Raw genomic sequence first — 26,467 nt, forward strand, 5'->3', positions numbered from 1 at the left:
CAGTGGGAGCGGGCTTGCCCCGCGATCAGGCATTACAGAACGTCGAGCAGCTCGACGTCGAACACCAGGGTGCTGTGCGGCGGGATGCTGCCGACGCCCTGGGCGCCGTAGGCCAGCTCGCTCGGCACGTACAGGCGCCATTTGCTGCCGGCGCTCATCAGTTGCAGGGCCTCGGTCCAGCCGGCGATCACGCCACCGACCGGGAATTCGGCCGGCTGGCCGCGATCGTAGGAGCTGTCGAACACGGTGCCGTCGATCAGGGTACCGTGGTAGTGGGTGCGCACGTTGTCTTCGCGGGACGGCTTGGCGCCCTCACCTGCGGTCAGCACTTCGTACTGCAGGCCCGAGGCCAGGGTCACGATGCCTTCACGCTTGGCGTTTTCAGCCAGGAATTCCTTGCCGGCGGCAGCGGCGGCTTCGGCCTTGGCAGCGGCTTCGGCCTGCATCACTTCGCGGATGACCTTGAAAGCGGCCGACAGGTCTTGTTCGCTGACGCGGCTGTCGGCGCCGTTGAAGGCGTCGGTCAGGCCGGCAACGATGGCGTTCAGGTTGACGCCTGGTGGCGGGTTGTCACGCAGCTGGCCGCCCAGCTGGCGGCCGATGCCGTAGCTGACGCGGGATTCGTCGGTGGACAGGTTGAGTTCGGACATTGGCTTGCTCCGCTTAAGGGCGCACTGCATCCGCGCCCTAATGAAAAGGGCGAGCAGCCTAGCACACTGGTGCCGCGCGAAGCAGCTACCAGGCCGAACGCTGGGAAATCGGGACCTTGAGGTCTTCTTCCGGGTGCAGGCCCAGGCCGCACATCTCATCCTGCACGGACCAGTGCACCAGGTTCATCGACAACAGGGGAATCGATTGCAGGAGCAAGCGGGCGTCCTCGACCGAGTGCACGCGCAAGCGCTTGCCACGCGTATCGTCCAGCGGATGGGCACGGCCCTTGACCCGGGCCTCGAGCAGGTAATCACCGCCTTCGATGGCGATCAGGTTGAGTTCGTCGACATGGCCAGCCCTGGCCTCGGTATTGAGCTGATGCAGGTTCATGGGCGTACCTCGCTGCGGGAACCACGCATGAGTGCTCATTTTTTGTACGGACACGGCGAAAGCACAAGCTGCCGCTGGTCAGAAAGATCGCGGGGCAAGCCCGCCCCCCACGCAACCTTCAAGGCCTGCGTGGGAGCGGGCTTGCCCCGCGATAGCGCCCAAACGAATCAGTGTTTGGTAATGCGATCCAGGTAACCCATGACGAATGCCGAGATGACGAAGGTCATGTGGATGATCACGTACCACATCAGGTAGTCGGTGGAGATGTTCTGCGCATCCATGAACACCCGCAGCAAGTGAATCGAGGAAATGGCGACGATGGACGCGGCGACCTTCATCTTCAGCGACGAGGAATCCATCTTGCCCAGCCAGTTGAGCTTTTCCTTGCTCTCGTCGATATCCAGTTGCGAGACGAAGTTCTCGTAGCCGGAGATCATCACCATCACCAGCAGGCCGCCGACCAGCGACATGTCGATCAGCGACAGGATCACCAGGATCAGGTCGGCCTCGGCGAGGGTGAAGACGTTGGGCAGGACATGGATGATTTCCTGGAAGAACTTCAGGGCCAGTGCCAGCAGGCCCAGCGAGAGGCCGAAGTAGATTGGGGCGAGCAGCCAGCGCGAGGCATACATCGCGTTTTCGAGGATACGTTCCATGGACAGTAGGGAGACTCGTGAAGTGACTGGAAAAGCGATCGCGAGTATAGCCAGCCACCTGTGACAGCAAAAGCCTGCGGCTGGTTGCCGCAGTGCATCGTGCGAGCAGACTTTGTGGAGGCGACTTCGTGGAGGCGACTTCGTGGGAGCGGGCTTGCCCCGCGATGACGCCAGCCGCCCTGTCACAATGGCCAGGCCGGGACTTTATCGCGGGGCAAGCCCGCTCCCACGGGAACCTGGTTCCACAGGAAAAACGCTCAGGTTTCCGGATGGAACTGATAGTCCCCAAGATTGCGGCACCGCTCACCGTTGATCCGGCGCAACTGCGCCTGCAGGTGCAGGCACCAGATCTGCGGGTCTTCCGCGACCTGATAGCCATGAAGGGTGAGGCTGTCGACGATGGCGTTCATCACCGACTCGGCCACCATCGGCCCGTGGAACGGGCCCTGGGCCTTGATCGCCGAGGGTTGTTCACCGGCCATGCCGGCGGCGAACAGCAAGGTCCACATGCCGTTGTCCCCGGCCAGCGGACGGATACTGCATTCGATGCGGGTCACCAGGCCCAGGCACTGGCGGGTGAGGCTGAGGTTGCGCATGGCGGCGTCCCCTCTGTAAAGCCCTGTTCAGCCTGAAACCCTCAGGCTGTTTCCATCCTGAACCCTGACAACGTCCTTAAGTTCCACTTTAGCCGACCTGAGTAAAAAGTTGGAAAACCGGCGCTGAACGGTAGCACATGGCCGCCAGCGCCGGTTTCTTGACTCAGGCAGGCTTGGCCTGGGCGATGACCTCCTCCATACGCTCCTTCTCGGCCTCCTTGATCTCTTCCTCGCTGATCATCTCGGCGATTACCCGCAGGCGCTCGACTACCCGGGCGTTGACGCTGCCCTCGGCAAACTCGCCCTTGTCGTCGACCGCGCCGGCTTCCTCGCCGACCAGCAGGCTCAGCGCCTCGTCGGCCTGGCTGACGGCGTAGACGTGGAAGCGCCCGGCCTCGACCGCCTGCACCACCCGCTCGTCGAGCATCAGCGTGGCGACGTTGGCCCGCGGGATGATCACACCCTGTTCGCCGGTCAGGCCACGGGCCTCGCAGAGGCGGAAGAAGCCTTCGATCTTCTCGTTGACCCCGCCGACCGCCTGCACCTCGCCGAACTGGTTGATCGAGCCGGTGATGGCGAAGCACTGCTTGAGCGGGGTGCGCGACAGCGCCGAGATCAACGTGCAGGCCTCGCCCAGCGAGGCGCTGTCGCCATCGACGTAGCCGTAGGACTGCTCCAGGGCGATGCTCGCCGAAATCGCCAGGGGAAACTCCTGGGCATAGCGGCTGCCCAGGTAGCCGGTGAGGATCATCACCCCCTTGGAGTGGATCGGCTGCCCGAGGTTGACCTCGCGCTCGATGTCGACGATGCCGCTGCCGCCCGGATAGACCGTGGCGGAAATCCGCGCTGGCATACCGAACGCCGAATCACCGACCTCGAGCACGGTCAGGCCATTGCACTTGCCGATTGCCGCGCCTTCGGTATCGATCAGGATGATCCCGGCGAGCATGTCGTCGAGCACTCGCTGCGAGACCCGCCCGGTGCGCTGGGCCTTGGCCTTGAGCGCCCGCTCGATATGGCCGGCGTCGGTCATGGCCTCGTTGGCCAGCTGGCGGATGAAGTCCGCCTCGCTGACCAGCTGGAACAGGTCGCCGATCCTCGCCGACAGCCGCGACTGGTTCTCGGCCAGGCGCGCGCTGTAGGTGGCCAGGCGCGCCACCGCGTCGCTGGTCAGCGGCGCCATGCCCTCTTCGTTGGTGCGGGTGCGCAACAGCTGGGCAAACTGCTCCAGGTTCTCGTCGACCATCGGCATGTCTTCGTCGAAGTCCACCAGCACCCGGAACATCTCCTGGAAGTCCGGGTCGTGGTCCTGCAGCGCGTAGTACAGCTGGCGCGAGCCGATGATCACCAGCTTGACGCTGAGCGGGATCACCTGCGGCGTCAGGCTGACGGTGGCGACGCGGCCCAGTTCGCCCAGCGGCGACTCCATCTTCAGCTTGCGCGATTGCAGGGCGCGCTTGAGGGCGTCCCAGACGAACGGCTCGCCGAGCATCTTCTCCGCTTCCAGGATCAGGAAACCGCCGTTGGCGCGGTGCAGCGCGCCCGCGCGCAGCTGGCGGTAGGAGGTGTACAGCGCGCCCTGGTCGGTGCTGTATTCGATACGGCCGAACAGGTTGTCGTAGGTTGGGTGCGGCTCGAACACCACCGGCGCTCCACCCTTGCCGGGATGGCCGACCACCAGGTTGGGCGCGTACTGCTCTTCAAGCATCTTGCGCGCCACGGCGTCGGTCTTGCTGTCGTCGACCAGCTGTTCGACCACGGTGCGCAGCAGGTTCAACTGCATCGATTGCAAGTAGGCGCACACCGCGGCGTTTTCCGCGTATTTCTCCGACAGCGGCGCCAGCAGCGGCTGCAGGGCGAGGGTGATGGTCTCTTCATTGAGCTGGCGCAACTGGTTGCTCGACTCACGCTTCCACTGCGGCAGGCTGGACAGCTCCTCGTTCAGCCGGTCCTCGAGCGCGGCGATGTCTTCATGGAAGCGCTCGCGCACCTCCTCCGGCAGTTGGGCAAACTCGGCCTCGTCCAGCGCCTTGCCGTCGGCCATGGGGGTGAAGGCGACGTTGCTGCTGTCGCGGTACAGCGCCACGTCCTTTTCCAGCGAAGCCCGCTCGATCACGTCCAGCGCCCGGTCGTAGCGCTGGTTGAAGGCGCGGTCGATGGCGCTCTTCTTCTGCTGGTACGACGGGTGTTCGAACACTGCCGGGAAGGTAGCCAGCAGGTTGTCGATCAGCCCGTTCATGTCGTTGATGAACTCATGGGCGCTGCCGGACGGCAGCTCGAGGGCGCGCGGCTCGCGGGAGTCCTCGAAGTTGTTGACGTACAGCCAGTCGGCCGGGGTGTGCTGGCGCTTGCCTTCGGCCTTGAGGTAACGCTTGACGAACGAGAAGCGGCCCGTGCCGGGCTCGCCCATCACATACACGTTGTAACCGGGGCGCGGCATGGCCACGCCGAACTGCAGGGCCTCGACGGCACGCTCCTGGCCCAGGACGCCACGAAACGGCTCCAGGTCGTCGGTGTTGGAGAAAGCGAACTGTTCAGCGGAGAAACGCCGGGTCAGGGCTTCGGGCGCGAGACGCAGGCGCGAGGCGACAGGATCGGGCATTGGGTTTCCTTACTTCGGCGGGGCGGATGAAAGGCATTCTGGCGCTGCCAGCGCGCAGCGGCAAGGCTCCGTGGGACTTTATGTCACAGCCCAACATGACCGATCACGCAAGCAATTTTTCGCAATAAACAACGCAACCTTTGGATCGTGCCTAAACTCCAAGCTGCGCAGGGGGATGGAAATCCTCCCGCCCTGGCAACCGCGTTGCCAGAACCCTGACCATTGGTACGTCACTTGAGAAAGAGAACAACGCTATGAAACGGATTCTTCTTGGTACTCTGTTCGCCGCTGTCTCGATCAACGCCATGGCCGAAGCGCCGGGCGGCCCGAACTGCGGCTGGGGCAACTTGCTGTTCGAGGGCCAGCGCGGCACACCGGCCCACTTCCTGGCCTCCACCACCAACGGCACGTCCGGCAACGCAACCTTCGGCATGACCTCGGGCACCAACGGCTGCTCGACCAAGGCCGCGCTCACCTATGGCGGCAAATCCTGGTTTGCCATGAACGGCATGATGAACGAGCTCTCCGAAGACATGGCCCAGGGCCAGGGCGAGGCCCTGACCACCTATGCCGTGGTCCTCGGTGTGGCCCCTGAAGACCGCGCGCGCTTCGCCGCCGTCACCCACGAGCACTTCCAGCAGATCTTCAGCAGCGCCGACGTGACTGCCGAAACTGTCCACTCCAACACCCTGGCCGTGCTCAAGAGCGACCCGCAACTGGCCAAGTACGCCACCGAGGCTTAAGTACCACGCCTCCCGCCCCGGCAGCGGGGCGGGCTTGGCGCTTCACCTTCCGGCATCATCAGGATGTAGTTGCCCGACATGTTCAAACGCCTCGCTCCCCTGGCGCTGCTCGTCAGCGCACCGATTCATGCCGCGCCACAGCTCGACCCGGCCCGCGTCCAGCAGTTGGCGGCCACGCCCTACTGGATCGCCCTCGGCCACTACGAAACCGCCAAGCTCGGCGGCTGGCGCAGCTATGTGGACGACAAACGCTTTTTCCTCGCCGAGGATGGCGCCCACCATCCCGACCAGGAGCTGCAGGCCACCGTCGCCGCCCTGTACGCCCCAGCCAGCCTGGGCGACAAGCATGCCCAATGCGTGTTCCCCGCGCGTACCCGCTGGCTGCGCGAACAGCTGAACCTCAGCGACCTGCCGAGCCCGGACTGCCAGGAGTTCAAGACCTGGTACACATCCATCGACCCGCACAGCGCGACGCTGATCTTCCCGGCGGCCTATCTCAACAGCCCGTCGTCGATGTTCGGCCACACGCTGCTACGTATCGACCAGTCCAACACCCGTCGCGACGACACCACGCTGCTGAGCTACGCGATCAACTTCGGCGCCTATATCGAAGGCAGCGACAACAGCATCCTCTACGCCTGGAAAGGCCTGATGGGCGGTTATCCCGGGCTGTTCGCGATGATGCCCTACCAGGAGAAGCTGTCCGAGTACCGCAGCCTGGAAAACCGCGACCTTTGGGAATACCAGTTGGACCTGACGCCCCAGGAGACCGGACGCATGGTCGAGCACGTGTGGGAGCTCAAGCAGATCAAGTTCGACTACTTCTTCTTCGACGAGAACTGCTCCTACCGCCTGCTGGAACTGCTGCAGGTGGCGCGCCCGAGCCTGGACCTGACCTCGCAGTTCCCGCTGACCGCCATTCCCACCGACACGGTCAAGGCGGTCAAGCAATCGGGGTTGGTCTCCGATGTGCGCTACCGCCCCTCCCGCGAGCGCGAACTGCTGGCCCGCGCCGAGCCGCTGGACCATGAGGAAAAACAGCAGGTGCTGGCCATCAGCGCCGATACCGCTCAGTTGCAGAGCCCCGACTTCACCGCCCTGCCCCGTGAACGCCAGGCGCTGGTGCAGGATGCCGCCTATCGCCTGGAGCGCTACCGGGCCAACGGCCAGGAACGCGACCCGGCCCAGGCCGCGCGCAGTTTCGAGCTGCTCAGGGCGATCAACCGCAACCCACCGCCACCGCTGGCGATCGAGCGCCCGGGCCTGCCCGAGGACGGCCATCAGTCGCGCACCTGGCAACTGGGCGTCGGGACCCGCGAGGACCGCGCTTACGCCGAGTACGGCCTGCGCATGGCTTATCACGACCTCAACGACAACCTGTACGGCTTCCCGCTGGGCGCGCAGATCGAGATCCTCCAGCTCAAACTGCGCCAGTACGAGGGCAACGACTGGCAGGTGCAGCGCCTGGACCTGGCCACCATCCGCTCGCTGACCCCGCGCAATGAGCTGCTCAAGCCCTGGTCGTGGCAGGTTGCCGGTGGCCTGGAACGGGTACCGGGCAAACACGACGATGAGGTGCTGGTCAGCCATGTCAACGGCGGCGCCGGCGGTACCTGGCAACTGGGAGACGACCTGTTGGGCTTTGCCCTGGGCACGGTGCGGGTCGAGCACCACAACGACTTCGCCGAGTTCATCTCGCCGGCAGCCGGGTTCAATGGCGGGTTGCTGTGGCGCAATCCGCTGGGCAACCTGACGCTGGAAGCCAAGGGTGATTACTTCACCAATGGCGAGGTACGGCGCAGCGTGAGCCTGAACCAGCAGTGGGAGATCAGCCGGGACCTTGGGCTGCGGTTGAGCGCCTCCCGGCAGTTCAGCCATCTGGCCACGGCGCAGAACGAGGTGATGCTGGAGCTGAAGTGGTACCAATACTGATCAACGTGGCCTTCCTCGTGGGAGCGCGTCGCGATCCTTCGACAGCGTTTTGACATCGCGCCGACAATTCACCACCTAGACTTTCCACCATTACGCTAAAGGTCTTGTGGATATGTCGCGGTATTGGTTGGGCCTGTGTGTCGTATTGCTGCTGGCCGGGTGTGAAACCACCCACGAACAGATGGTCAACCAGGGCTATCCCCCCGCCTACGCCGACGGCTTCCAGGACGGCTGCAGCAGCGGTCGCCAGGCCGCCGGGCTGATGGCCGGCGACTTTCGCAAGGATGTCCCGCGCTACCTGCACAACCGCCAGTACGAAAGCGGCTGGGACGATGGCTTTCGCCAGTGCCACGCGATGCAGTCCAACGAAGACCTGCGCGAGTACCGCGAACGCTACTGGGACGAGCGCGACCGCGACTGGCAGCAGGAAAAGGACCAGGGCGCCGCCCGCGCCTATCGCCGCAAATGACGTCGCTATCGGACAATCATTGAAACCTGCGACCTGCCACCATGGTCTCCAGCACAAAGGAGGCCGCCCATGAGCCGAGCATTCGTCAACGAAGACCAGGCCGCCGCCCAGGCCAGCCAGCCGGTGGAGCGACGGGTCAGCGACCAGCCCAACTACGTCACTGCCACCGGCCTCGCCCAGTTGCAGCAGCGGCTGGCCATGCTCACTGCGCTGCGCAGCGAACTGCAGGCCCAGGGCGAGCGCGCCGACCGGCAGCGGCTGGCCGATACCGAGCGCGACCTGCGCTACTTCAGCGCCCGCGTGCAGAGTGCGCAGGTGGTACCGACCGCCACATCCACCGAAAAAGTGCAGATCGGCAGCCGAGTGCGGTTCGTCGATGAGGACAACCAGGAGCATCAGGTGCAACTGGTGGGCGAGGACCAGGCCGACGCGGTACGCGGGCTGGTCAACTGGGGCTCGCCGCTGGGACGGGCGCTGCTGGGCGCCGGACCTGGGGATGAGGTGCTGTGGCGCAGGCCGGCGGGGGATCAGATGATCGAGGTGGTGGCCATTCTGGGGGAGGCCTGAAACCCTCGATTGGCGTTGCGGCCCTTTCGCCCCAGCAGGTTTACTCGCTGACCTGAAACGCCACCCGCGCCGTCTCGCCACTTTCATCCAGCGCACTCAACTCGATGCTGCCCGCCTGTTCGAAACGCACCGGCAAGCTGTCCTGCCCCTGGGTTTCGCCCAGCGGCTGACCATTGAGGAACCACCAGCGCCGTCCCGCGCCGCCCAGGGCCGACACCCGCAGTTGCAACGGCTCGTGACTGGTGGCCGGGCGGCGCAGGTTGTCGCCGGCTCGCACGCCGACGATCGACAGCGGCGGCGCGCTGGCCACCTGCTGTGGCGGGCAGGCCGGGTCCACCGCGGGCAACCGCGCGGCGCGGCGCTCGGCCCTTGGCAGCCAGGGTTCCAGCGGGGCCGGCCACAAGGCGACGTCGTGGGCCTTGGCCCCGGGGCAAGCGGCATCGACGCGCAGTCCCTGGTCGTTGAGCCACACCGTCTCGCGCAAGCCCAGCCCCAGGGGCTGGTCGGCCGCCAGCAAGGTCGGCGGGGTGGTGCCGTCCAGGGTCCAGGCAAAGCGCTGGCGGCGGCAGTTGGGGTCCTGGCGGTTCATCGGCTGGCCCAGGGGCCAACAGATGGCCGCCACGCCTACCGAGGCGGGCACAGGCTCGACCGGCACCTCGATGCCGCGCTGGCTGTCGCGATTGCTCAGCAAGTCGTGCACCTGCAGCATCAGCGGCGCCGCCGAGGCTAGGCCGAACTGGCCCGGCACCGGTGTGCCATCGGGGCGGCCGATCCACACGCCGATCAGGTAACGAGGGCCCACGCCCACCGACCAGGCATCGCGAAAGCCATAGCTGGTGCCGGTCTTCCAGGCCAGTTGCGGGCGCTGCACCAGTTCGGCATGGGGGTCGCGGTCCGGCCGGGCCAGGCCGCTGAGGATGCGCCGGGTGATCCAGGCCGAGCCCGGCGACAACAGGCGGCGCTCCACCAGCGGGTCCTGGGGTTGCAGGCGAATCTTCGCGCTGTTGCCGCCTCGGCCGAACGCGGCATAGCCACCGACCAGGTCCTCCAGGCGGCTGCCCGCGCCACCGAGGATCAGCGACAGGTTCGGCTCGGCGAGTGGCGGCAGCACCAGCGGCATGCCACCCATGCGCATCTGCGCGGCGAAGCGTTTCGGGCCGTAGGCCTCGAGCAACTGCACCGCCGGCAGGTTGAGCGACAGCGCCAGCGCCGAGCTGGCCGACACCGGGCCGCTGAAACCCATGGAAAAGTTGCCGGGGCGGTAGTCGCCATAGCGCCGGGGCACATCCTGCAAAAGCGATTCGGAATGGATCAAGCCGTCGTCCATGGCCATGGCGTAGAGGAATGGTTTGAGGGTCGAGCCCGGCGAACGCAGGGCGTGGATCATGTCCACATGGCCGAAGCGGCGCTCGTCGCTCAGGTCGATGGAACCGAGATAGGCGCGCACCGCCATGCTCTGGGTTTCCACCACCAGCAGCGCCGCCGAGGTGCGCTCGGGCAGGCGCGGGCGCCAACCCATCAGCAGGTCTTCGAGGCGCCGTTGCAGGGCAGCGTCGAGGGTGGTGCGGATCAGCGGCGGGCTGTCCGGCGTGTTCAGCCGCCGGGCCAGCAAGGGCGCCAGTGCCGGTTCCTGGCGCGGCGCCAGCAGCAGCGGCTCTTCGCGGGCCTCATCGATGCGTTGGGCCGGCCACACCTGGTACTCGGCCAGGCGTTGTAGCACCTTGTCCCGGGCGCGCTGGGCACGCTCGGGATGACGGTCCGGACGCAGGCGGCTCGGCGCCTGGGGCAGCACGGCGAGCAGCGCGGCCTCGGCCGGGGTCAGGTGCTTCGGCGACTTGCCCAGGTAGGCCCAGCTGGCCGCAGCCACGCCCTGCAAGGTGCCGCCGAACGGCGCCCGATTGAGATAGAGCTGCAGGATCTCGGCCTTGGACAGGTGCCACTCCAGCTGCGCCGTGCGCCACAACTGGCGCAGCTTGCCGGCCAGGGTGCGGTCGTGCGGATCGAGCAGGCGCGCCACCTGCATCGACAGGGTGCTGCCGCCGGACACCACCCGCCCGCCGCGCAGGTTGAGCCAGGCCGCCCGGGCCAGGGCCATGGGGTTGACCCCGGGGTGGTGATAGAACCAGCGGTCCTCGTAGGCGAGCAAGGCTTCAAGGTACAGCGGCGAGACTTCGTCCGGGCTGACCGGGTAGCGCCACACGCCGTCAGCATCGGCGAAGCGCCACAGCGGCGTGCCGTCCTCGGCCAGCACCACCCGCGCCAGGTCGTCGCCCGGCATGGGCAACGGCCAGATGCGGTCGGCCAGCCACAGCAGGGCCATGACCGCCAGCACGGAGGCGGCGACACGCCACAGCAGCTTGAGCAGACCTGGGCGCGCTAAGCTTGGCATCGGGAACCGACCGGGCCAGGTGATGGCCAAAGGCTGGGAATCGCCGATTCGTTGATCAGGAAGCGACTATGCATGTAGAAGGTTTTTTCGAGTGGCTGGGCCAGGTACTGGGTTCGGTGATCCGTTTCATCGTCGACGGCCTGAGCGGGTTGTTCAACCTGCTGGCCAACGCCGGCGGCAATTTCATCGATGGCCTGGCGCGCACGCTGGGCATGGACACCTCGCTGGTCAGCATCCTGGCGCTGATCGTCGGCCTGATGCTGCTGTACTCGGCGATCCGCGCGTTCATGCGGGCGTCGATCATCCTCGGGATCATCTGGGCATTGCTGGGGTTGTGGGTGTTGAGTTGGGTCGTCCATTGAACGCCCTGCGCAGCCCGGTGTAGGAGCGGCCTTGTGTCGCGAAAGGGCTGCGTAGCAGCCCCGGCGATTCTCGCGTTGACGTCGAGATCGGGGGGCCACTACACGGCCCTTTCGCGACACAAGGCCGCTCCTGCATCGGGCGCGCTGCCTAGCGGGCGCGTACCACCATTTCACCCTGGCTGTCGCCGATCGCCTGCAGGTTCGGCCGGTACATCGACTCCACCTGCGGCGGCGGGATGCGGTAGCTGCCCGGGGTCACCGCACGAGCCAGGTACAGCAGGTGGGTGGTGCCGTAGCTGTCGAGCTTGAGCGCGGCCACATAGCGGTCGTCACGGTACTCCTGGTGCACCACGCTGGCATTCTGCATCGACTCGCGCCACTGCTTCACCGCGCTGCTGGCGTTGTCCAGGCTGGCGGCGCTCTGCGCCAGGTTCTGGTTCTCCAGCTCCAGGCCCGCCGGCAGCAGGTCGACCACCAGGGCGTCCGGCACCTGGTCCTGCGCCTTGAGCGCCAGGTGCACCAGCACCAGGTCACCGCTGCGCAGGTTGCGTACATCCAGCGCCTGGCCGTTCATGCCCAGGTACTCGCGGCGGATCTCCATGCCGTTGCCGCTGGCGGCCGGGGCCTGGCGCGGATAGCCGGACAGGGTCAGCTGTTGGTACAGGGTGTCGCCGCCCAGGTTCTGCACAGTCAAGGGCGAGGCCAGCAGCGGGCCTTCGAGCTTCATGCCCGAGTCGTTGTTGTCGAACTCGCGCACTTCACCGGCGCTGTCGAGGCGGGCTTTCCAGTTGCCTTCCGGCTTGCCCAGCAGGCCACGGCCGGCGAGGAACAGCGCATTGCGCTCCTGGGTGGACAGCCAGCGGTTGGCGGCCAGTTCGTCGGACAGGCCGAACAGGCGCTGGTCGACCTGGTTGCCGGCGAGGTTGTTCTCCTGCAACAGGGCGAGGATCAGCGCCTGGTCACGCAGGGCACTGCCGTAGTCGGCCATCCAGCCCTTGCCGCGGGTCACGGCCAGGCCTGCCTGCAATGCCTGCTGCGAACGCTGCTTGTCGCCCATCTTGTCCAACGCCACCGCCAGTTGCACCAGCGGCAGGCCGGAGCGGGCGTCGGCGCGGCGTTCGAACAGGCTGCGCAGGGCCCCCAGCGGCGCCTGTTGGCTGCGCGCCAGCACCAGGCCAGCGTAGGCCTGCACGGCGAACCGGGTGTGGTCGGCGTTCTGGCTGTAGTCGACTTCGATCAGGTTGCGCTCCTGCACATAACGCAGCAGGCGCTCGCTGGCCTTCTTCAACACCTCGGTGGGTACGCCGTAGCCTTGCTCGCGGGCACGCAGCAGGAAGTCGGTGACGTAGGCGGTCAGCCAATACTCTTCCTCGCTGTCCGAGCTCCACAGGCCGAAGCTGCCGTTGTAGCGCTGCATGCCCAGCAGGTGCTCGATGCCCATCTCGATCTTGCGCTTGCGCACATCGGCCGGCTCGCCCTTGATGCCCAGGCGCTTGAGGCTGTCGGCATCGGCGTACAGCGACGGGTACAAGCCACTGGTGGTCTGCTCCAGGCAGCCATAAGGGTAGGCTTCCAGGGCGCGGATCTGTTCGGCCAGGTTCAGCGGCGGGCGGCTCGACAGTGCAAGGCTGGCCTCGAGGCCCGCCGGTTCGAACTCGGCCAGGTCGCTCTCCGGCAGGTTCCAGGGCTGGTCCTTGAGGGCCACGCGGTAGTGCTTGAGCATCGCCGGGTAGGCCGGGCGCACACCGAGGGTCCACTCGCGCTCGAAGGTGTTGGCCGGCTCGCCCGGCAACTGCAGGCCATTGACCTGTACCCGCACCTTGCCCTGCCCCAGGCCGCCCTGGGCCTGCACTGGGATCATCAGGGTGGTGCGCTGGCCTTCGGCCAGGGTGAAGTTCTGCTGGGCACCACCGACCAGGCTCAGCTGGCCTTCGGCGATCAGTTGCACGCTCAGTTGCTGGTCGCGGCCGGACAGGTTGGCCAGGTCCAGCGCCAGCCGGGTGCGGTCACCACCGGCGAGGAAACGCGGCGCGGACAGCTCGGCGATCAGCGGCGCGGCGACCACGGTCTTGCCTTCGGCCATGCCGAAGTATTCCTCGGTCCAGGCCTGGGCCATCAAGCGCAGTTCACCGTTGAAGTCGGGGATCTCGACGGTGGCCTGGCCTTCGCCCTTCTCGTCTAGGGTCACTGGCAAGCTTTGCTGGGCAACGATGGTCACCGTGGTGTTCGGCCGCTTGCCGCCCTTGGCCATGGCGGCGTCACCACCGAAGGCGAGGCTGGCCAGGCGGCCCTGGCCGGCCTCGATCAGCTGGCCGTAGATGTCCAGCTGGTCGGCGCCATAGGCCTTGCGGCCGAACAGGCTGGCGAACGGGTCGGGGGTCTTGAAGTCGGTGATGTTGAGGATGCCCACATCCACGGCTGACAGCAGCACATGCACCTGCTTCGGCACGCTGCCGTCGGCGTTGACCGCCTTGAACTTCACGGTCAGCGGTTGCTTGGGTCGCATTTTCTCCGGCGCCTGCAGCGACACGGCCAGCTTGCGCTCGGCGCGGTCCAGCGGCAGGTGCAGCACACCCACGGCGCGTTTCGGCGTGGCATTGGCCTTGCGCTCGCCCGGGCGGATCACCAAGGCACTGATGTACAGGTCGTGGCGCGCCCACTTCTTGTCCAGCTCGACGTCGAAGGTCTTGCCCTCGGCGGGCACGTCGATTTCCTGCCACCACAGCGGGCCGTCGGCGGACTCGATCATCAGGTAGCCGCTGCCGGCGGCCGGCGGGGTGACGGTGACCTTGGCGGTACCGCCGTCCTTGTAGGCCGGCTTGTCCAGGGCGATCTTGACCTGGTCGGGGCGCACCGCGCCGCCTTCGGCGTTGTCCTGGGCACGGTAGCCGGCCCAGAAGCGCGCGCTGGAGACCAGGCCGGTCCGTGGGTCTTCCACCTCGACGCGGTACGGGCCCCACTCCACCTGGAAATTCAGCTTGGCGGTGGAGCCGGCCTTCACGCTGAGGGTCTCCTCGGCCTGGGTGAGGAATTTCTCGTTGTAGTTGTAGCTCCAGCCGTCGCTCTGCGAGTAGTTCCAGTAGTAGTCGCGGCGCTCGCGGATCAGGCGCACCTTCAGGTTGTCGGCGGCCAGTTTCTTGCCGTCGCGGTCGGCCACCAGGAACTCGAATTCCACCGGGCCGTCACCGTCGGTCTCTTCGCCGTCGAACAGGCCGCGCAGGCCCGGCAGGCGGTCGGCGGGCCAGATCGGCTGCTCCAGGCGCCGGGTGATCGGCCGGCCGCCGGACTCCTGCAGGCTGGCCTGCACGGTCAGTTGCAGCGGCGAGCGGGCTTCGGCCCAGCGGCTTTCGATATCGATGCGGGCCTTGCCGTTCTGGTCAAGGGTGACTTCGTCCAGCTCCAGGTCCTGGTTCAGGTCGGTCTCGGTGACCGCGCCGAACTGGTAGCCCGGCAGCGCCTTCACCGCTTCGCGCAGCGGGCGCACGTAGGCCTGGCCGCTGAGGCGGTTGCCGGCGGCCGGCGCGCCGTAGAGGTAACGGCCATTGACCTGGATGGTGGCGGTCTCATCCGGCGCCAGCGGCGTGCTGCTGCCCTTGAGCTCCAGCGCCAGGCGTTCGGGAAGGAAATCCTCGACGAGGAATTCGTAGACCTGCTTGCGACCACCGCCCAGGTCCAGCAGCAGTTGCCAGCGGCCGGTCGGGGCCTCGGTGGCCAATTGCAGCTGGTACTGGAACAAGCCGTTCTTGTCGGCCTCCCAGACGAACTTGCGGCTGACCTGTTCGTCCGGGCGGCGCACTTCCACATTCACCGGCTGGGCCTTGACCGGCTTGCCGTCCTGGTCGCGCAGCAAGCCGTTGAGCAACACGGTCTCGCCCGGGCGATAGAGGTCGCGCGGGCCGAAGATGAAGAACTGCAGCGGGTTGGCCTGGGGGCCGGTGATGTCGAACTCGGCCAGGTCCAGGGCCGCGGTGTTCAGGCGCAGGAGAGTGGTGTGCACGCCCTGGGTGGCGATCAGGGTATCGGCCTTGGCGGTGATCGGCAGCTGGGCATGGCCGTCGCCGTCGGTCTTGGCCTGGGCCAGCAGCTTGCCCTTGTCGTCGTGCAGTTCGAGGGTGACGTCCTTGAGCGCCTTGCCGCCTTCCAGGGCCTGGGCGAACACGTCCAGGCGGTCGCGGTAGCGGTGGGCGGAGACGCCGATGTCGCTCAGGGTGAACAGGGTTGCCGGCTGCGAATAGTCATAGGTGCCCGAGGCGCGCATCACCGCCAGGTACACGCCCGGCTCCTGCAGCGGCTTGATTCCGGCGATCGGCAGCAGCACGGTCTCGCGGGTGTTGCGCGCGGGGTTGAGGTCGAAGCGGCCGCTGTAGACCAGCTCGGCCATCTCCAGGGTTTCCTTGGACTGGTAGTAGTAGAGGCTGGAGTTACGGCCCCAGTTGACCAGGAAGCTGGAAAGCATGTCCGGCTTGATGCGGAAAAACTCGACATCGACCTTGTCGACGTTCAGGGCGATCACCGGCAGGCCTTCGGCCAGGCGCGTGGGCAGCAGCGAACCACGGCTGGCGAAGCCCACGGTGGGCTGCATGTCGCGGGTCTCGAAACGGCTGACCGATTCGGCTTCAAGCTGGTTGCCGTTGACCGAGAGCAGGCCCTTGTCGATGGTCAGGACCATCTTGCGCTGCGGCTCCAGGTGGCGCAGGCGCAGTTCCATCTGGTTGTCGGAGAGTTCCCAGGCACCGTCGACCTTGCCCTTTACGGTGTCGACCAGGTGCAGCTTGGCGGCAAAGTCCTGGTTGGCGTCCAGCGGCGCGGAGACGCTGACCGACAGGGTGCTGGCACCGTCGAGCTGGACTTCCGAGACGTCCAGCACAGTCAGCTCGCGGCCAGCGTAGCGCTTGGCGAGCTGCGCCGGGTCTTCGCGCTTGGCAGCCTTGGTTTCGGCGGGCGCGACGGCGGTGGCGGCATCGGCGGGGGCCGATGGCTTGTCTGGCGTGGAAGAATCACAGGCACTGAGCAGGGCCAGCGCGCAGGCCAGCAACAATCCTTTGTTAAGCATTTGAGAGGGGACTCTTCGGCAGCGTGTACGTGAGGGAGGCAACTATAGCGCAACGCCGCAGGGCTTACCTGGCGATGCGCGGCAAGTGAGACCCTGTTCGCGCCGATTGGTTGCCCGGTGGGTACAATGACGTATTTGATCTTGCAAGGGGCCGCATGTCTTCACTGTCCACCGCCTGGCGTGACCGCCCCACCCACCACAAGGTCTGGGCCCTGGCCGCGCCGATGATCCTGTCCAACATCTCGGTGCCGCTGGTGGCGCTGGTCGACAGCACGGTGATAGGCCACCTGCCCCACGCCCACCAGCTGGGCGCGGTGGCCGTGGGCGCCACGCTGTTCACCTTCATGGTCGGCCTGATGGGTTTCCTGCGCATGGGTTCCACCGGTTTCGCCGCCCAGGCCGCTGGCCGCGCCGACGGCGCCGCGCTGCGTCAGGTGCTGGTGCAGGGGCTGCTGCTGGCACTGGCCTTCGCCCTGCTGATCGGCCTGCTCGCCCTGCCCTTCAGCCAGTTGGCGCTGCACGCGATGCAGCCCAGCGATGCGCTGCATGCCTCCACCGAGGCATTCTTCCATACGCGCCTGCTCGGCCTGCCGGCGGCGCTGGCCAGCTACGCCCTGGTTGGCTGGTTCCTCGGCACGCAGAACGCCCGGGCGCCGCTGGCGATCCTGCTGACCACCAACCTGCTGAACATCGCCCTGAACCTGTGGTTCGTGCTCGGCCTGGACTGGGGCGTGGTCGGCTCGGCACGGGCCTCGGTGATCGCCGAGTGGTGCGCCGCCCTGCTCGGGCTGACCCTCACCCGCCCGGCACTGCGCGCCTACCCCGGGCATATCGCCTGGGCCGCGCTGAAACGCTGGCAGGCCTGGCGGCCCTTGCTGGCGGTGAACCGCGATATCTTCCTGCGCAGCCTGGCGCTGCAGTTGGTGTTCCTGCTGTTGACCGTGCAAGGTGCGCGGCTGGGTGAAGCAACGGTGGCGGCCAATGCCTTGCTGCTCAACGGGCTGATGCTCACCGCCTACGCCCTCGATGGCCTGGCCCATGCGGTCGAGGCACTGTGTGGGCACGCCATCGGCGCCCGTGATCGCGATGCCCTGAGGCGGGCGCTGGTGGTGGCCTGCGGGTGGTCATTGATCGTCAGCCTGGGTTTCGCGGTGCTGTTCCTGCTGGGCGGCCATCTGTTCATTGACCTGCAGACCGATATCGCCAGTGTGCGCGAGGCGGCATATCCGTACTTGCCTTATCTGGCGGTGCTGCCGTTGGTGGCGGTGTGGAGTTATCTGCTGGATGGGCTGTTCATCGGCGCCACCCGGGCGCGAGAGATGCGCAATGCGATGCTGGTGTCGGTGGTGATCGCGTTGCCTGTGGCGGTTGTCATGCGTGGGTTCGGCAACCATGGGTTGTGGTTGGCCTTCTTGCTGTTCATGGCGCTGAGGGCGGTGACGCTGGGGTGGGTGGGGTGGCGGTTACAGCAACGGGATCGTTGGGTTCGGTGAAGCAGGGGGCGCTTTGCGCCCCTTTCGCGACACAAGGCCGCTCCCACAGGTACCGGGATTCCATAAGGAATATGCAATACCTGTTGGGAGCGGCCTTGTGTCGCGAAAGGGCCGCAAAGCGGCCCCGACGATTACGAAGACAAGTACGAAGACCGGGTCAACCCAAGCCGCAACGCATCAAGGAACTGCGTGCGCTCGCGCGCGGTGATCCGTGCGCTGGCCACCTTGTCGCGGTAGTGGGTCATCAACTCCTCCGGCGACAGGTGCACGTAGCGCAGCATGTCCTCGATGGTGTCGTGGGTCTCGATGCCGGCGTGGTACACGCTACCGTCGGCGTTCTGGTAGATGTTCACCGAGTCGGTGTCACCAAACAGGTTGTGCATGTCGCCGAGGATTTCCTGGTACGCGCCCACCAGGAACACGCCCAGCAGGTAGTCCTCGCCTTCCTTGACCGCGTGCACCGGCATGCTGGTCTCGATGCTCTGCTCGTCGACGTACTGGTTGATCTTGCCGTCGGAGTCGCAGGTCAAATCCTGCAGCACGGCGCGGCGCAGCGGCTCTTCGTCCAGGCGGTGCAGCGGGATGATCGGCAGCACCTGGCCGATGGCCCAGGTGTCCGGCAGGCTCTGGAACACCGAGAAGTTGCAGATGTACTTGTCGGCCAGCTTGTCGTTCAGCTCGTCCAGCACCTGGCGGTGCGAGCGCTGGCGGGCCTTGAGCGAGTTGTGCAGGCGACGGCACACGGCGAAGTAGCACTGCTCGGCCAGGGCTTTTTCAGCCAGGGTCAGCTTGCCGTCGGCGTACTGCGCGGCCACGTCGCCCATGTAGTGGGTGGCGCGCCAGTAGGTTTCGGTGACCATCTCGATGTCGGTGGGGCCGAGCAGGTCGGCCAGCCACTGCACGGTCTCGGGCAGCGACTGCTTGTTCTCGATGGTCGGCATCTCGTCGTTGTGGCTCTCGACGTCGGTCACCTGGATCACCAGCATGGCGTGGTGCGCGGTCAGCGAGCGGCCGCTCTCGGAGAAGATGTGCGGGTGCGGCAGGCCCTGCGCGTCGCAGAATTCCTTGAGCATCCCGACCACCACGCCGGCGTAGTCGTCCATGTCGTAGTTGATCGAGCTTGCGTTGCGCGAGTGGGTGCCGTCGTAGTCGACGCCCAGGCCACCGCCGACGTCGATGTGATCCACCGGCAGGCCCAGGGCGCGCAGCTCGCCGTAGTAGCGGATGGCTTCCTTGAAGCCGTGCTGGTAGTCGGCCAGGTTGGCGATCTGCGAGCCCATGTGGAAGTGCAGCAGGCGGATGCCCTGGTCGAGCCCGGCGTCACGGAAGCGCTGCACCACCGAGATCAGCTGGGCGGCGGACAGGCCGAACTTGGACTTCTCGCCCCCGGTGTCGGCCCACTTGCTCGAGGCCAGCGACGACAGGCGCACGCGCAGGCCGACCTGTGGCTTGACCTTCAGCTCCGCGGCTTCCTCGATCACCAGGGCGACCTCGGATTCCTTCTCGATGACGATGAACACGTTGTGGCCGAGCTTCTGGCCCATCAGCGCCAGGCGGATGAACTCGCGGTCCTTGTAGCCGTTGCAGACGATGGTGCCGCCCTTCGGCGCCAGCGCCAGCACCGCCAGCAGCTCGGGCTTGGAGCCGGCTTCCAGGCCGATGGAGACGTTCTGGGTGGCGATGATGTTCTCGACCACCGCTTCCTGCTGGTTGACCTTGATCGGGTACAGCGCGGTGTACTGGCTCTGGTACTCCAGGCGCGCGATGTTGGCGTCGAAGGCGCCGGTCAGCTGGCGCACGCGGTCCTGCAGGATGTCGGGGAAACGCACCAGCAGCGGCAGCGACAGACCGCTCTGGCGCAGCTCCTGGACCTGCTCGAACAGGTCGATCGGCGCGCTGTCCGGGCCGTTGGGGCGCACTTCGACGCGCCCGGCTTCATTGATGGCGAAATAACCAGCGCCCCAATGGCGGATGCCATAAACACTGCGGCTGTCGGCCACGGTCCACTGGCTACCATCGTCTTTGCGTGTGCGTCGTACGGACATTCAAGTCCCCTGTATGAAAAGTCGATAACACGGCCCCGCTACGGGCGCAGGCAGTGTAGATATCGAAAATGACGATTCTTCCGTGTCCAGGCATAGACCCTGGCCACCGGAACGAGTTTAGAAAGCACTGGGCAAAAAATCGCGCGGCTGCACTTAGCCGCCGGATTTCTTCGCCTTGAAACCCTGCTTGCTCAGCTCGGCGAGCAACAGCTCGACGTGGTCGCCCTGGATTTCGATGACGCCGTCCTTGAGCGCGCCACCGGTGCCACAGCGACGCTTGAGCGTGCTGGCAAGTTCCTTGAGCGGCTCCAGCGCCAGCGGCACACCGGTGATGGTGGTCACGGTCTTGCCGCCACGGCCTTTGCTTTCACGGCGCACACGGGCAATGCCGTCGCCTTCGGGGATGACCTGCTGCTTGCAGACACAAGCGTCCACCGGCTGGCCACAGTCGGGACAGTGCCGACCGGCATCGGTGGAATATACGAGACCGCCAAGGGCGGCGAGGGAAGAAGCTTTCTTGGCCACTTTTGTTCCTCGGTGCTGAGGACAAAAACTGGTCGGCGGGAGCCGACCGCGAAGCCCCACTCTGGCAGGGGCGGCGCTACTGCCGCAAGGTCATGCGACAGCCCGAAAAGGGCGCGCAGTGTAACGATAAATCTGGCTGTTGCTAAGTACAGGATTGCGCCATTTTACGAAAGTTTTGCGACCTTCCGGCCACTGGGGCCCTTTCGCGATTCCGGGCGCTCCCACAGGGGCAGCGCAGTCCATCAGATCAGGCCAGCCTGGTACCGCTGCAACGCCACCAGCGAGTCCGGGCAGTACGGTCGCTGCGCGCTTTCGGCCTGGGCCTGCTCGACGCTGATGAACCGCGCCTCGATGACCTCCTCGGGCTGCAAGCGCAGCGCCCCGTCCCACACCGCCGAATACACCGCGCACCACAGGCGGTTGCCTGGCTGCTCGAAGTAGAACGTCTCGTGAAAACGCAACTCGACACCGCTCACCCCCAGCTCCTCGGCCAGCTCCCGGGCCGCCGAGTCGGCGTAGGACTCCTGCACCCCAACCATGCCGCCGGCCGCCACATCCCAGTACCCAGGGTACAGCGCCTTGCTCAGGGTGCGCCGGTGCACACACAGCTCGCCGGCACCGTTGAACAGCAGGATGAAGGTGCAGCGCCCAATAAGGCCGCGCTCGCGCAGCTCGGCCCGTGGCAGGGCGCCGAGCAGTTGGTCATGCTCGTCGACCCAGGCCACCAGCTCGGCGTCGGAGGCCGCGCGATGCGCGACCTCGGCAGGATTGACCGGCATCTCAGCCCTGGGACAGCAGTTGGCGCAGGTCGATGACCGCGGCGTTGGCCCGGGAGATGTAGTTGGCCATCACCAGCGAGTGGTTGGCCCACATGCCAAAGCCGCTGCCATTGAGCACCATCGGGCTCCACAGCGCTTCCTGCGAGGCTTCCAGCTCGCGGATGATCTGCCGCACGCTGACGGTGGCGTTCTTCTTCGCCAGCACGTCGGCGAAGTCGACCTCGATGGCGCGCAGCAGGTGCGACAGCGCCCAGGCCTGGCCGCGGGCTTCGTAGAACACGTTGTCGATCTGCAGCCACGGGGTCTCGACCACTTCTTCGTCGACCTGCGGCGCCTGGCCGGGGGCCACGGTCTCGGTCTTCAGGGTGTTGTTCAGCTTGACCCGGCCGACGCTGGCCGACAGGCGCTGCGACAGCGAGCCCAGGCGGGTAGCCACATCGCCCAGCCAGTTGTTCAGGTTGTCGGCGCGGGTATAGAAGATCGCGCCCTGGTCACCCTTGGCCAGACGGGTCTGGTAACGGTTCAGCGACTTGATGCCCTCTTCGAACTCCGACTCGCTCGACGGCAGGATCCAGCTCTTGTTGTCGAAGTTGAAACGCGGCTCGGCCTTGGCCAGGTCGGCGTCCTCGGTCGACTGCGACTGCGAGCGGGCGAAGTCCTTGCGCAGGGCACGGGACAGGTCGCGCACCTGGACCAGCACGCCGTACTCCCAGCTCGGCATGTTGTCCATCCACAGCCCTGGCGGGAAACGGTCGTTGGAAATATAGCCGCCCGGCTTGTCGAGCAAAGTACCAGCGACGGTCTTGAGGGTCTCGACGGTGGTGTAGCCGATGACCATCTGCTGGCCGTTGCGCTCGGCGGCGGCCTGGGCGTTCTGCTGCACCGGGAACAGCTCGGGCTCCTGGCTCCAGTACCAGCCCAGGCCGATGCACACCAGCAGGTAGAGGCCGATCAGGGTCCCCAGGGCACGGCTCCAGAGGCCGCCAAGGTAGCTACGGGTGGCAGCGCCGCGGGTTTCGACCCGCTCACGGGGCTCGGCCTTGGCCTCGCGGTTTTTCCAATCCAGCATGGCATTGTCCTTAATCAGTCACGAACGGTTCAGGGCTTGGACCACAGGCCTCGGCGAGGGTGCCACGACAAGCCCGCATGCCAGCACTATAAAGCAGACGCCGCCATTCGTATAAGCGACCATCGGGTCGGCAACTGAATGACGGTCCTTGAACACTTTGTTGACCCCAGGCACTCGCTTGTCGGAAAAGGGGTGCTAGCATAGAGCCATCATTGAACCTGCGCCCTCCCACTCATAAGTAGTCAGGACATGACCCAGCCAGCCGAGCCGAGCCACGAACGCCTCAAGCAGCATTTTGCCCAGCGGGTGATCCACCAGGCCCGGCAGATCCTCGAGATCTGGCAGCGCCTGCAGCGTGGCGAGTGGTCCAGCGGCGACCTGGGCGAGCTGTGCGAGGCCAACCTGCGTCTACAGCGCTACGCCGAACGCTTCGAGCAGCCCGAGCACGGCAGCCTGTCGACGGCCATCGGCCAGACCCTGCGCGCCATCGAGGCCAACAGCGCGCGGCTCAATTCCGAACTGATCAGCGAACTCAACCGCCTGATGCAGCGCCTGTCGCGCACCGGCCTGCGCAAGGGCGACCAGCTCGACAACGTGCCCCTGCCGCCGCTGCGCAAGCCGGTGTACATCGTCCTGCAGGACCATGAACGCGCCGAGCGCCTGGCCCAGCAGCTGGAGTTCTTCGGCCTGAGCGTGCAGGCGCTGTGCAGCGCCGAGGCGTTCCAGGCGTCGATGAGCGAGCGCCTGCCCTCGGCCATCGTCATGGATGTGGACTTCACTGGCGCCGGCGTCGGCCTGCAGCTGGCGGCCCAAGCCCAGCAGGGGCTGGAGCAGCCGGTGCCGCTGCTGTTCTTCTGCTTGCACGAGACCGACACCCCGACCCGCCTGGCCGCCGTGCGCGCCGGCGGCCAGGAGTTCCTCACCGGCACCCTGGACGCCTCCAGCCTGCTGGAGAAGCTCGAGCTGTTGACCAGCGCCACCCAGTACGACCCGTTCCGCGTGCTGGTGATCGACGACTCCCGCGCCCAGGCCCTGCATACCGAGCGCCTGCTCAACAGCGCCGGGATCATCACCCGCACCCTGACCGAGCCGATCCGCACCATGAGCGAGCTGGCCGACTTCCAGCCCGACCTGATCATCCTCGATATGTACATGCCCGAGTGCACCGGCCCTGAGCTGGCCAAGGTGATCCGCCACAATGACCGCTACGTCAGCGTGCCGATCATCTACCTGTCGGCCGAGGACGACTTGGACAAGCAGCTCGACGCCATGAGCGAAGGCGGCGACGACTTCCTCACCAAGCCGATCCGCTCGCGGCACCTGGTGACCACCGTGCGCAACCGTGCCGCCCGTGCTCGCCACCTCAAGGCGCGGATGGTCCGCGACAGCCTCACCGGGCTGTACAACCACACCCATATCCTGCAACTGCTCGAGGACTGCAGCTTCCGCGCCCGCCGCGAAGCGCAGCCGCTGAGTTTCGCCATGCTCGATATCGACCACTTCAAGAAAATCAACGACCGCCACGGCCACCCCATGGGCGACCGGGTGATCAAGAGCCTGGCGCTGTTCCTCAAGCAGCGCCTGCGCAAGACCGACTTCATCGGCCGCTACGGCGGCGAGGAGTTCGCCATCGTCATGCCCAATACCGGACTGGACGCGGCGCACAAGGTGCTCGACGAAATCCGTCGACGCTTTGCCGAGATCCATTACCCGGCCCAGCCCCACGACCTGCAGTGCACCTTCAGCGCCGGGGTGGTGCAGCTGGACGAGCAGCTCGACGCGCTGACCATGGCCAGCGCCGCGGACGAGGCGCTGTACCGGGCCAAGCATGCCGGACGCAACTGCGTGGTGCGGGTCGAGCCTTAGCCCCCTGTGGGAGCCGGCTTGCCGGACAGAGGCCGGCGCAGGAAAACCACAGCAGAAGCCAATACCGGCACTGTGCCACTTTTTTATGGCGCCAGCCCTCCGTCGTCATCACCCCGTCACAAAATCGCAATAACTTCAGGACCGACTTCTCCACTCCCCCTCCGCAGGAAGTTCGCGGCTATGCGCCTGAAGTGGCTGACCAATTTCAACACCCTGTTGCTGGTGACCGTGTGTATTGCCCTGGGCGCGACCCTGTGGTGGTCGCAACGCGCCCTGGAACGTCCCTATCAACTGATGGAGCGCTACCTGGGCCTGTCACAGCAGTTCCAGAACGATGCCGCGCGCAACATCCAGGCCTACCTGGGCAGCGGCGACGCCCTGCGCCACGCGGCGGCCATGGAGGCCAACACTCAGTTGCAGGCGGCCCTGGCCGACTGGCCAGAGCCTTTGTCGGCCAAGCTGCGCCCGAGCCTGGACAGCCTGCAGGGCTTCACCGCCAACGAACTGCTCGCCGCCGGCAAGTTGGCCGGCGATCCCCAGGCCCTGCTGCTGCAAGCCGAGCGGGAGCTGGGGGCGAACCTCGAACAACTGGCCAGCTACGCCCGCGACAGCGCCAGCAGCGAGGCCGGCCGCTACCTGACGCCGCTGCTGGAGGCCTCTGTGCACCTGGGCCGGCTGTCCCTGGCCCGGGACAAGCTGGTCAGCAGCGGCCGCGCCGAACTGGCCGCCGAGGTGGAGCGCGAACTGCAACTGATCACCGCCCAGGCCCAGGCCATCGACGGCCTGCCGCTGCTGGGGGTGACCCGCGCCGCCGAATCCAACGCCGACGACTTCGCCGCGATGATGGGCCTGGAATCCCAGGCCAGCAGCCAGCAGGAAGATGTCGCCGTGGGCCTGAAGCGCGAGCTGCACAGCCTGCTCGGCCGCTACCCCGGCGAATTGCAGCGCACCCGCGAACAGATCGAGCGCCGCGCCGCCCTGGCCGCCAGCACCGGCGAGCGCCTGGAAGCGGTGCAGCAGGCCATCGCCGGCCTCGAGCCCGAGGTGCGCGGCCTGCACGCCACCATCGCCGGCGAAGTGCGCCTGATCCAGGGCCTGATGATCGGCCTGATCCTGCTGATCGCCCTGCTGATCGACACCCTGCAACGCCGCCTGGCACGCACCCTGACCAGCCTGGCCCCGGCATTGTCGCGCTGGGCCGAGGGCGACTTCGCCCAGGCCATCGCCCTGGGCCGCACCAACCGTGAACTGCACGATATCCAGGAATCGCTGAACCGCCTGCGCCAGTACCTGGTGGGGCTGGTCGGTACCATCCGCCACAACGCCGAACAGGTGGCCGGCAGCAGCCATGCCCTGGCCGGCATGAGCAGCGCCCTGCACGACGGCGCCGAGCGCCAGGCCGGCGACACGGCGCAGATCCGCGACGCCCTGGGCGAGCTGGAGGCGACCATCCAGCAGGTGGCCGGTGACGCCAGCGCCGCCGCCGAGGCCAGCCGCGATGCCGGCCGGGCCGTGGAGCAGGGCCAGACGGTGATCGGCCAGAGCCTGACCGGCCTGCGTTCGCTGGTCGACGAGGTGCAGGGCAACGCGCGGATGATCGAGCAACTGGCGGAAGAGTCGGCGACCATCGGTGGCGTGCTCACGGTGATCCGGGCGATTGCCGAACAGACCAACCTGCTGGCCCTCAACGCCGCCATCGAAGCGGCCCGGGCCGGCGAGATGGGCCGTGGCTTCGCCGTGGTCGCGGATGAGGTGCGCTCGCTGGCCCAGCGCACCACCGGCGCCACCGGCGAGATCCAGGCGCTGATCGACCGCCTGCAGCAGGCCGCCCGCAGTTCGGTGGACGGCATGCGCACCCAGCTGGAACACGCCGAGGCCACGGCCAACCAGGCGCAGTCGGCCGATGGCGCGCTGGACGCGATCGTCAGTGCCATCCGCACCATTGCCGACACGGCGGTGCGGATCGCCGATGTGACCGCGCAGCAAACCGGGGCGGTGAGCGAGATCCGCGACCACAGCGAACGAATTCATGAGCTGGGCGAGGACAACCTGCAGCGCATTGGCGAAGGGCGTGAGCAGGGCGAGCAGTTGCTCAAGCTGGGGGGCGAGTTGAATACGGCGGTGCGGGCGTTCAGGCTCTAACCCCTGCTTGATGGCGCTGCTTCGCAGCCCATCGCGACACAAGGCCGCCCCTACAGAGGGACGCGAACCCTGTAGAGTGGCCTTGTGTCGCGATGAACCGCGCAGCGGCCCCAATTTCGGCCAACTCCGCTATCATGC

19 protein-coding genes are annotated in these 26,467 nt (G+C 66.5%); 8 read left to right on the plus strand and 11 right to left on the minus strand.

Annotation, left to right across the window (positions count from 1 at the left end; translation table 11 throughout):
- Positions 1–32 precede the first annotated feature (32 nt).
- The 5 genes from ACVWZ5_RS18520 to ACVWZ5_RS18540 form a co-directional block, all read right to left on the minus strand.
- On the minus strand, positions 33–650 hold the full coding sequence (locus ACVWZ5_RS18520) for an FKBP-type peptidyl-prolyl cis-trans isomerase (RefSeq protein ID WP_084943141.1): 618 nt from the start codon (positions 648–650) through the stop codon (positions 33–35).
- An 85-nt stretch (positions 651–735) separates the two neighbouring features.
- On the minus strand, positions 736–1,041 hold the full coding sequence (locus ACVWZ5_RS18525; RefSeq protein ID WP_028691181.1) for a DUF6482 family protein: 306 nt from the start codon (positions 1,039–1,041) through the stop codon (positions 736–738).
- A 167-nt stretch (positions 1,042–1,208) separates the two neighbouring features.
- Positions 1,209–1,697 (minus strand): TIGR00645 family protein, encoded by a 489-nt coding sequence (locus ACVWZ5_RS18530; RefSeq protein WP_023631146.1) that lies wholly within the window; start codon positions 1,695–1,697, stop codon positions 1,209–1,211.
- Between the two features lie 257 nt (positions 1,698–1,954).
- Positions 1,955–2,293 carry a PA4575 family protein gene (locus tag ACVWZ5_RS18535; protein ID WP_023631147.1) on the minus strand — a complete coding sequence of 113 codons (339 nt, stop codon included), beginning with the start codon at positions 2,291–2,293 and terminating at the stop codon, positions 1,955–1,957.
- A 163-nt stretch (positions 2,294–2,456) separates the two neighbouring features.
- Complete coding sequence (locus ACVWZ5_RS18540; protein WP_028691182.1) at positions 2,457–4,895, minus strand: Lon protease family protein; 2,439 nt, start codon at positions 4,893–4,895, stop codon at positions 2,457–2,459.
- Positions 4,896–5,149: 254 nt separating this feature from the next.
- Between ACVWZ5_RS18540 and ACVWZ5_RS18545 the strand changes: the two genes are divergently transcribed.
- The 4 genes from ACVWZ5_RS18545 (at position 5,150) to ACVWZ5_RS18560 (ending at position 8,606) form a co-directional block, all read left to right on the plus strand.
- On the plus strand, positions 5,150–5,638 hold the full coding sequence (locus tag ACVWZ5_RS18545) for a DUF3015 domain-containing protein (RefSeq protein WP_028691183.1): 489 nt from the start codon (positions 5,150–5,152) through the stop codon (positions 5,636–5,638).
- Between the two features lie 78 nt (positions 5,639–5,716).
- A complete protein-coding gene (locus tag ACVWZ5_RS18550; RefSeq protein ID WP_062572776.1) occupies positions 5,717–7,570 on the plus strand; it encodes an Lnb N-terminal periplasmic domain-containing protein in 1,854 nt (617 codons plus the stop codon).
- A 112-nt stretch (positions 7,571–7,682) separates the two neighbouring features.
- Positions 7,683–8,039 (plus strand): hypothetical protein, encoded by a 357-nt coding sequence (locus ACVWZ5_RS18555; protein WP_062572775.1) that lies wholly within the window; start codon positions 7,683–7,685, stop codon positions 8,037–8,039.
- 69 nt (positions 8,040–8,108) lie between these two features.
- Positions 8,109–8,606, plus strand: coding sequence for a GreA/GreB family elongation factor (locus ACVWZ5_RS18560; RefSeq protein WP_062572774.1), 498 nt, complete (start codon positions 8,109–8,111; stop codon positions 8,604–8,606).
- 40 nt (positions 8,607–8,646) lie between these two features.
- Here the strand turns inward: ACVWZ5_RS18560 and pbpC are convergent, their stop codons facing one another.
- Complete coding sequence (pbpC, locus tag ACVWZ5_RS18565) at positions 8,647–10,995, minus strand: peptidoglycan glycosyltransferase PbpC (protein WP_280084106.1); 2,349 nt, start codon at positions 10,993–10,995, stop codon at positions 8,647–8,649.
- Positions 10,996–11,063: 68 nt separating this feature from the next.
- On the opposite strand from pbpC, the gene ACVWZ5_RS18570 reads away from it, so the two are divergent.
- Positions 11,064–11,357, plus strand: coding sequence for a hypothetical protein (locus tag ACVWZ5_RS18570; protein WP_028691188.1), 294 nt, complete (start codon positions 11,064–11,066; stop codon positions 11,355–11,357).
- A 148-nt stretch (positions 11,358–11,505) separates the two neighbouring features.
- On the opposite strand, the gene ACVWZ5_RS18575 is transcribed toward ACVWZ5_RS18570, so the two are convergent.
- Positions 11,506–16,410 (minus strand): alpha-2-macroglobulin, encoded by a 4,905-nt coding sequence (locus ACVWZ5_RS18575; RefSeq protein ID WP_336198038.1) that lies wholly within the window; start codon positions 16,408–16,410, stop codon positions 11,506–11,508.
- Between the two features lie 155 nt (positions 16,411–16,565).
- On the opposite strand from ACVWZ5_RS18575, the gene ACVWZ5_RS18580 reads away from it, so the two are divergent.
- Entirely contained in the window at positions 16,566–17,903 is a 1,338-nt protein-coding gene (locus tag ACVWZ5_RS18580; protein WP_062572772.1) for an MATE family efflux transporter, read from the plus strand.
- Between the two features lie 131 nt (positions 17,904–18,034).
- Here the strand turns inward: ACVWZ5_RS18580 and speA are convergent, their stop codons facing one another.
- The 4 genes from speA to ACVWZ5_RS18600 all read right to left on the minus strand — a co-directional run bounded on the left by speA (position 18,035) and on the right by ACVWZ5_RS18600 (position 22,321).
- Positions 18,035–19,948: an arginine decarboxylase gene (speA, locus tag ACVWZ5_RS18585; RefSeq protein WP_062572771.1), complete on the minus strand. Its 1,914-nt coding sequence runs from the start codon at positions 19,946–19,948 to the stop codon at positions 18,035–18,037.
- A 153-nt stretch (positions 19,949–20,101) separates the two neighbouring features.
- Entirely contained in the window at positions 20,102–20,473 is a 372-nt protein-coding gene (locus tag ACVWZ5_RS18590) for a translation initiation factor Sui1 (protein ID WP_457340781.1), read from the minus strand.
- 242 nt (positions 20,474–20,715) lie between these two features.
- Positions 20,716–21,252 (minus strand): NUDIX hydrolase, encoded by a 537-nt coding sequence (locus ACVWZ5_RS18595; RefSeq protein ID WP_062572769.1) that lies wholly within the window; start codon positions 21,250–21,252, stop codon positions 20,716–20,718.
- A gap of 1 nt (position 21,253) precedes the next feature.
- Positions 21,254–22,321 (minus strand): DUF2333 family protein, encoded by a 1,068-nt coding sequence (locus tag ACVWZ5_RS18600; RefSeq protein ID WP_062572768.1) that lies wholly within the window; start codon positions 22,319–22,321, stop codon positions 21,254–21,256.
- Between the two features lie 249 nt (positions 22,322–22,570).
- On the opposite strand from ACVWZ5_RS18600, the gene ACVWZ5_RS18605 reads away from it, so the two are divergent.
- Positions 22,571–24,187, plus strand: coding sequence for a diguanylate cyclase (locus ACVWZ5_RS18605; RefSeq protein ID WP_028691195.1), 1,617 nt, complete (start codon positions 22,571–22,573; stop codon positions 24,185–24,187).
- Between the two features lie 396 nt (positions 24,188–24,583).
- On the plus strand, positions 24,584–26,329 hold the full coding sequence (locus ACVWZ5_RS18610) for a methyl-accepting chemotaxis protein (protein ID WP_435827653.1): 1,746 nt from the start codon (positions 24,584–24,586) through the stop codon (positions 26,327–26,329).
- The last annotated feature ends 138 nt before the right edge of the window (positions 26,330–26,467 follow it).

Source organism: Pseudomonas sp. TE6283 (assembly GCF_054060555.1).

Excerpts from the sequence above, each read along its gene's own strand:
- ACVWZ5_RS18520 (WP_084943141.1), bottom strand. The coding sequence starts at position 650 with ATGTCCGAACTCAACCTGTCCACCGACGAATCCCGCGTCAGCTACGGC.
- ACVWZ5_RS18525 (WP_028691181.1), bottom strand. The coding sequence starts at position 1,041 with ATGAACCTGCATCAGCTCAATACCGAGGCCAGGGCTGGCCATGTCGAC.
- ACVWZ5_RS18530 (WP_023631146.1), bottom strand. The coding sequence starts at position 1,697 with ATGGAACGTATCCTCGAAAACGCGATGTATGCCTCGCGCTGGCTGCTC.
- ACVWZ5_RS18535 (WP_023631147.1), bottom strand. The coding sequence starts at position 2,293 with ATGCGCAACCTCAGCCTCACCCGCCAGTGCCTGGGCCTGGTGACCCGC.
- ACVWZ5_RS18540 (WP_028691182.1), bottom strand. The coding sequence starts at position 4,895 with ATGCCCGATCCTGTCGCCTCGCGCCTGCGTCTCGCGCCCGAAGCCCTG.
- ACVWZ5_RS18545 (WP_028691183.1), top strand. The coding sequence starts at position 5,150 with ATGAAACGGATTCTTCTTGGTACTCTGTTCGCCGCTGTCTCGATCAAC.
- ACVWZ5_RS18550 (WP_062572776.1), top strand. The coding sequence starts at position 5,717 with ATGTTCAAACGCCTCGCTCCCCTGGCGCTGCTCGTCAGCGCACCGATT.
- ACVWZ5_RS18555 (WP_062572775.1), top strand. The coding sequence starts at position 7,683 with ATGTCGCGGTATTGGTTGGGCCTGTGTGTCGTATTGCTGCTGGCCGGG.
- ACVWZ5_RS18560 (WP_062572774.1), top strand. The coding sequence starts at position 8,109 with ATGAGCCGAGCATTCGTCAACGAAGACCAGGCCGCCGCCCAGGCCAGC.
- pbpC (WP_280084106.1), bottom strand. The coding sequence starts at position 10,995 with ATGCCAAGCTTAGCGCGCCCAGGTCTGCTCAAGCTGCTGTGGCGTGTC.
- ACVWZ5_RS18570 (WP_028691188.1), top strand. The coding sequence starts at position 11,064 with ATGCATGTAGAAGGTTTTTTCGAGTGGCTGGGCCAGGTACTGGGTTCG.
- ACVWZ5_RS18575 (WP_336198038.1), bottom strand. The coding sequence starts at position 16,410 with ATGCTTAACAAAGGATTGTTGCTGGCCTGCGCGCTGGCCCTGCTCAGT.
- ACVWZ5_RS18580 (WP_062572772.1), top strand. The coding sequence starts at position 16,566 with ATGTCTTCACTGTCCACCGCCTGGCGTGACCGCCCCACCCACCACAAG.
- speA (WP_062572771.1), bottom strand. The coding sequence starts at position 19,948 with ATGTCCGTACGACGCACACGCAAAGACGATGGTAGCCAGTGGACCGTG.
- ACVWZ5_RS18595 (WP_062572769.1), bottom strand. The coding sequence starts at position 21,252 with ATGCCGGTCAATCCTGCCGAGGTCGCGCATCGCGCGGCCTCCGACGCC.
- ACVWZ5_RS18600 (WP_062572768.1), bottom strand. The coding sequence starts at position 22,321 with ATGCTGGATTGGAAAAACCGCGAGGCCAAGGCCGAGCCCCGTGAGCGG.
- ACVWZ5_RS18605 (WP_028691195.1), top strand. The coding sequence starts at position 22,571 with ATGACCCAGCCAGCCGAGCCGAGCCACGAACGCCTCAAGCAGCATTTT.
- ACVWZ5_RS18610 (WP_435827653.1), top strand. The coding sequence starts at position 24,584 with ATGGAGGCCAACACTCAGTTGCAGGCGGCCCTGGCCGACTGGCCAGAG.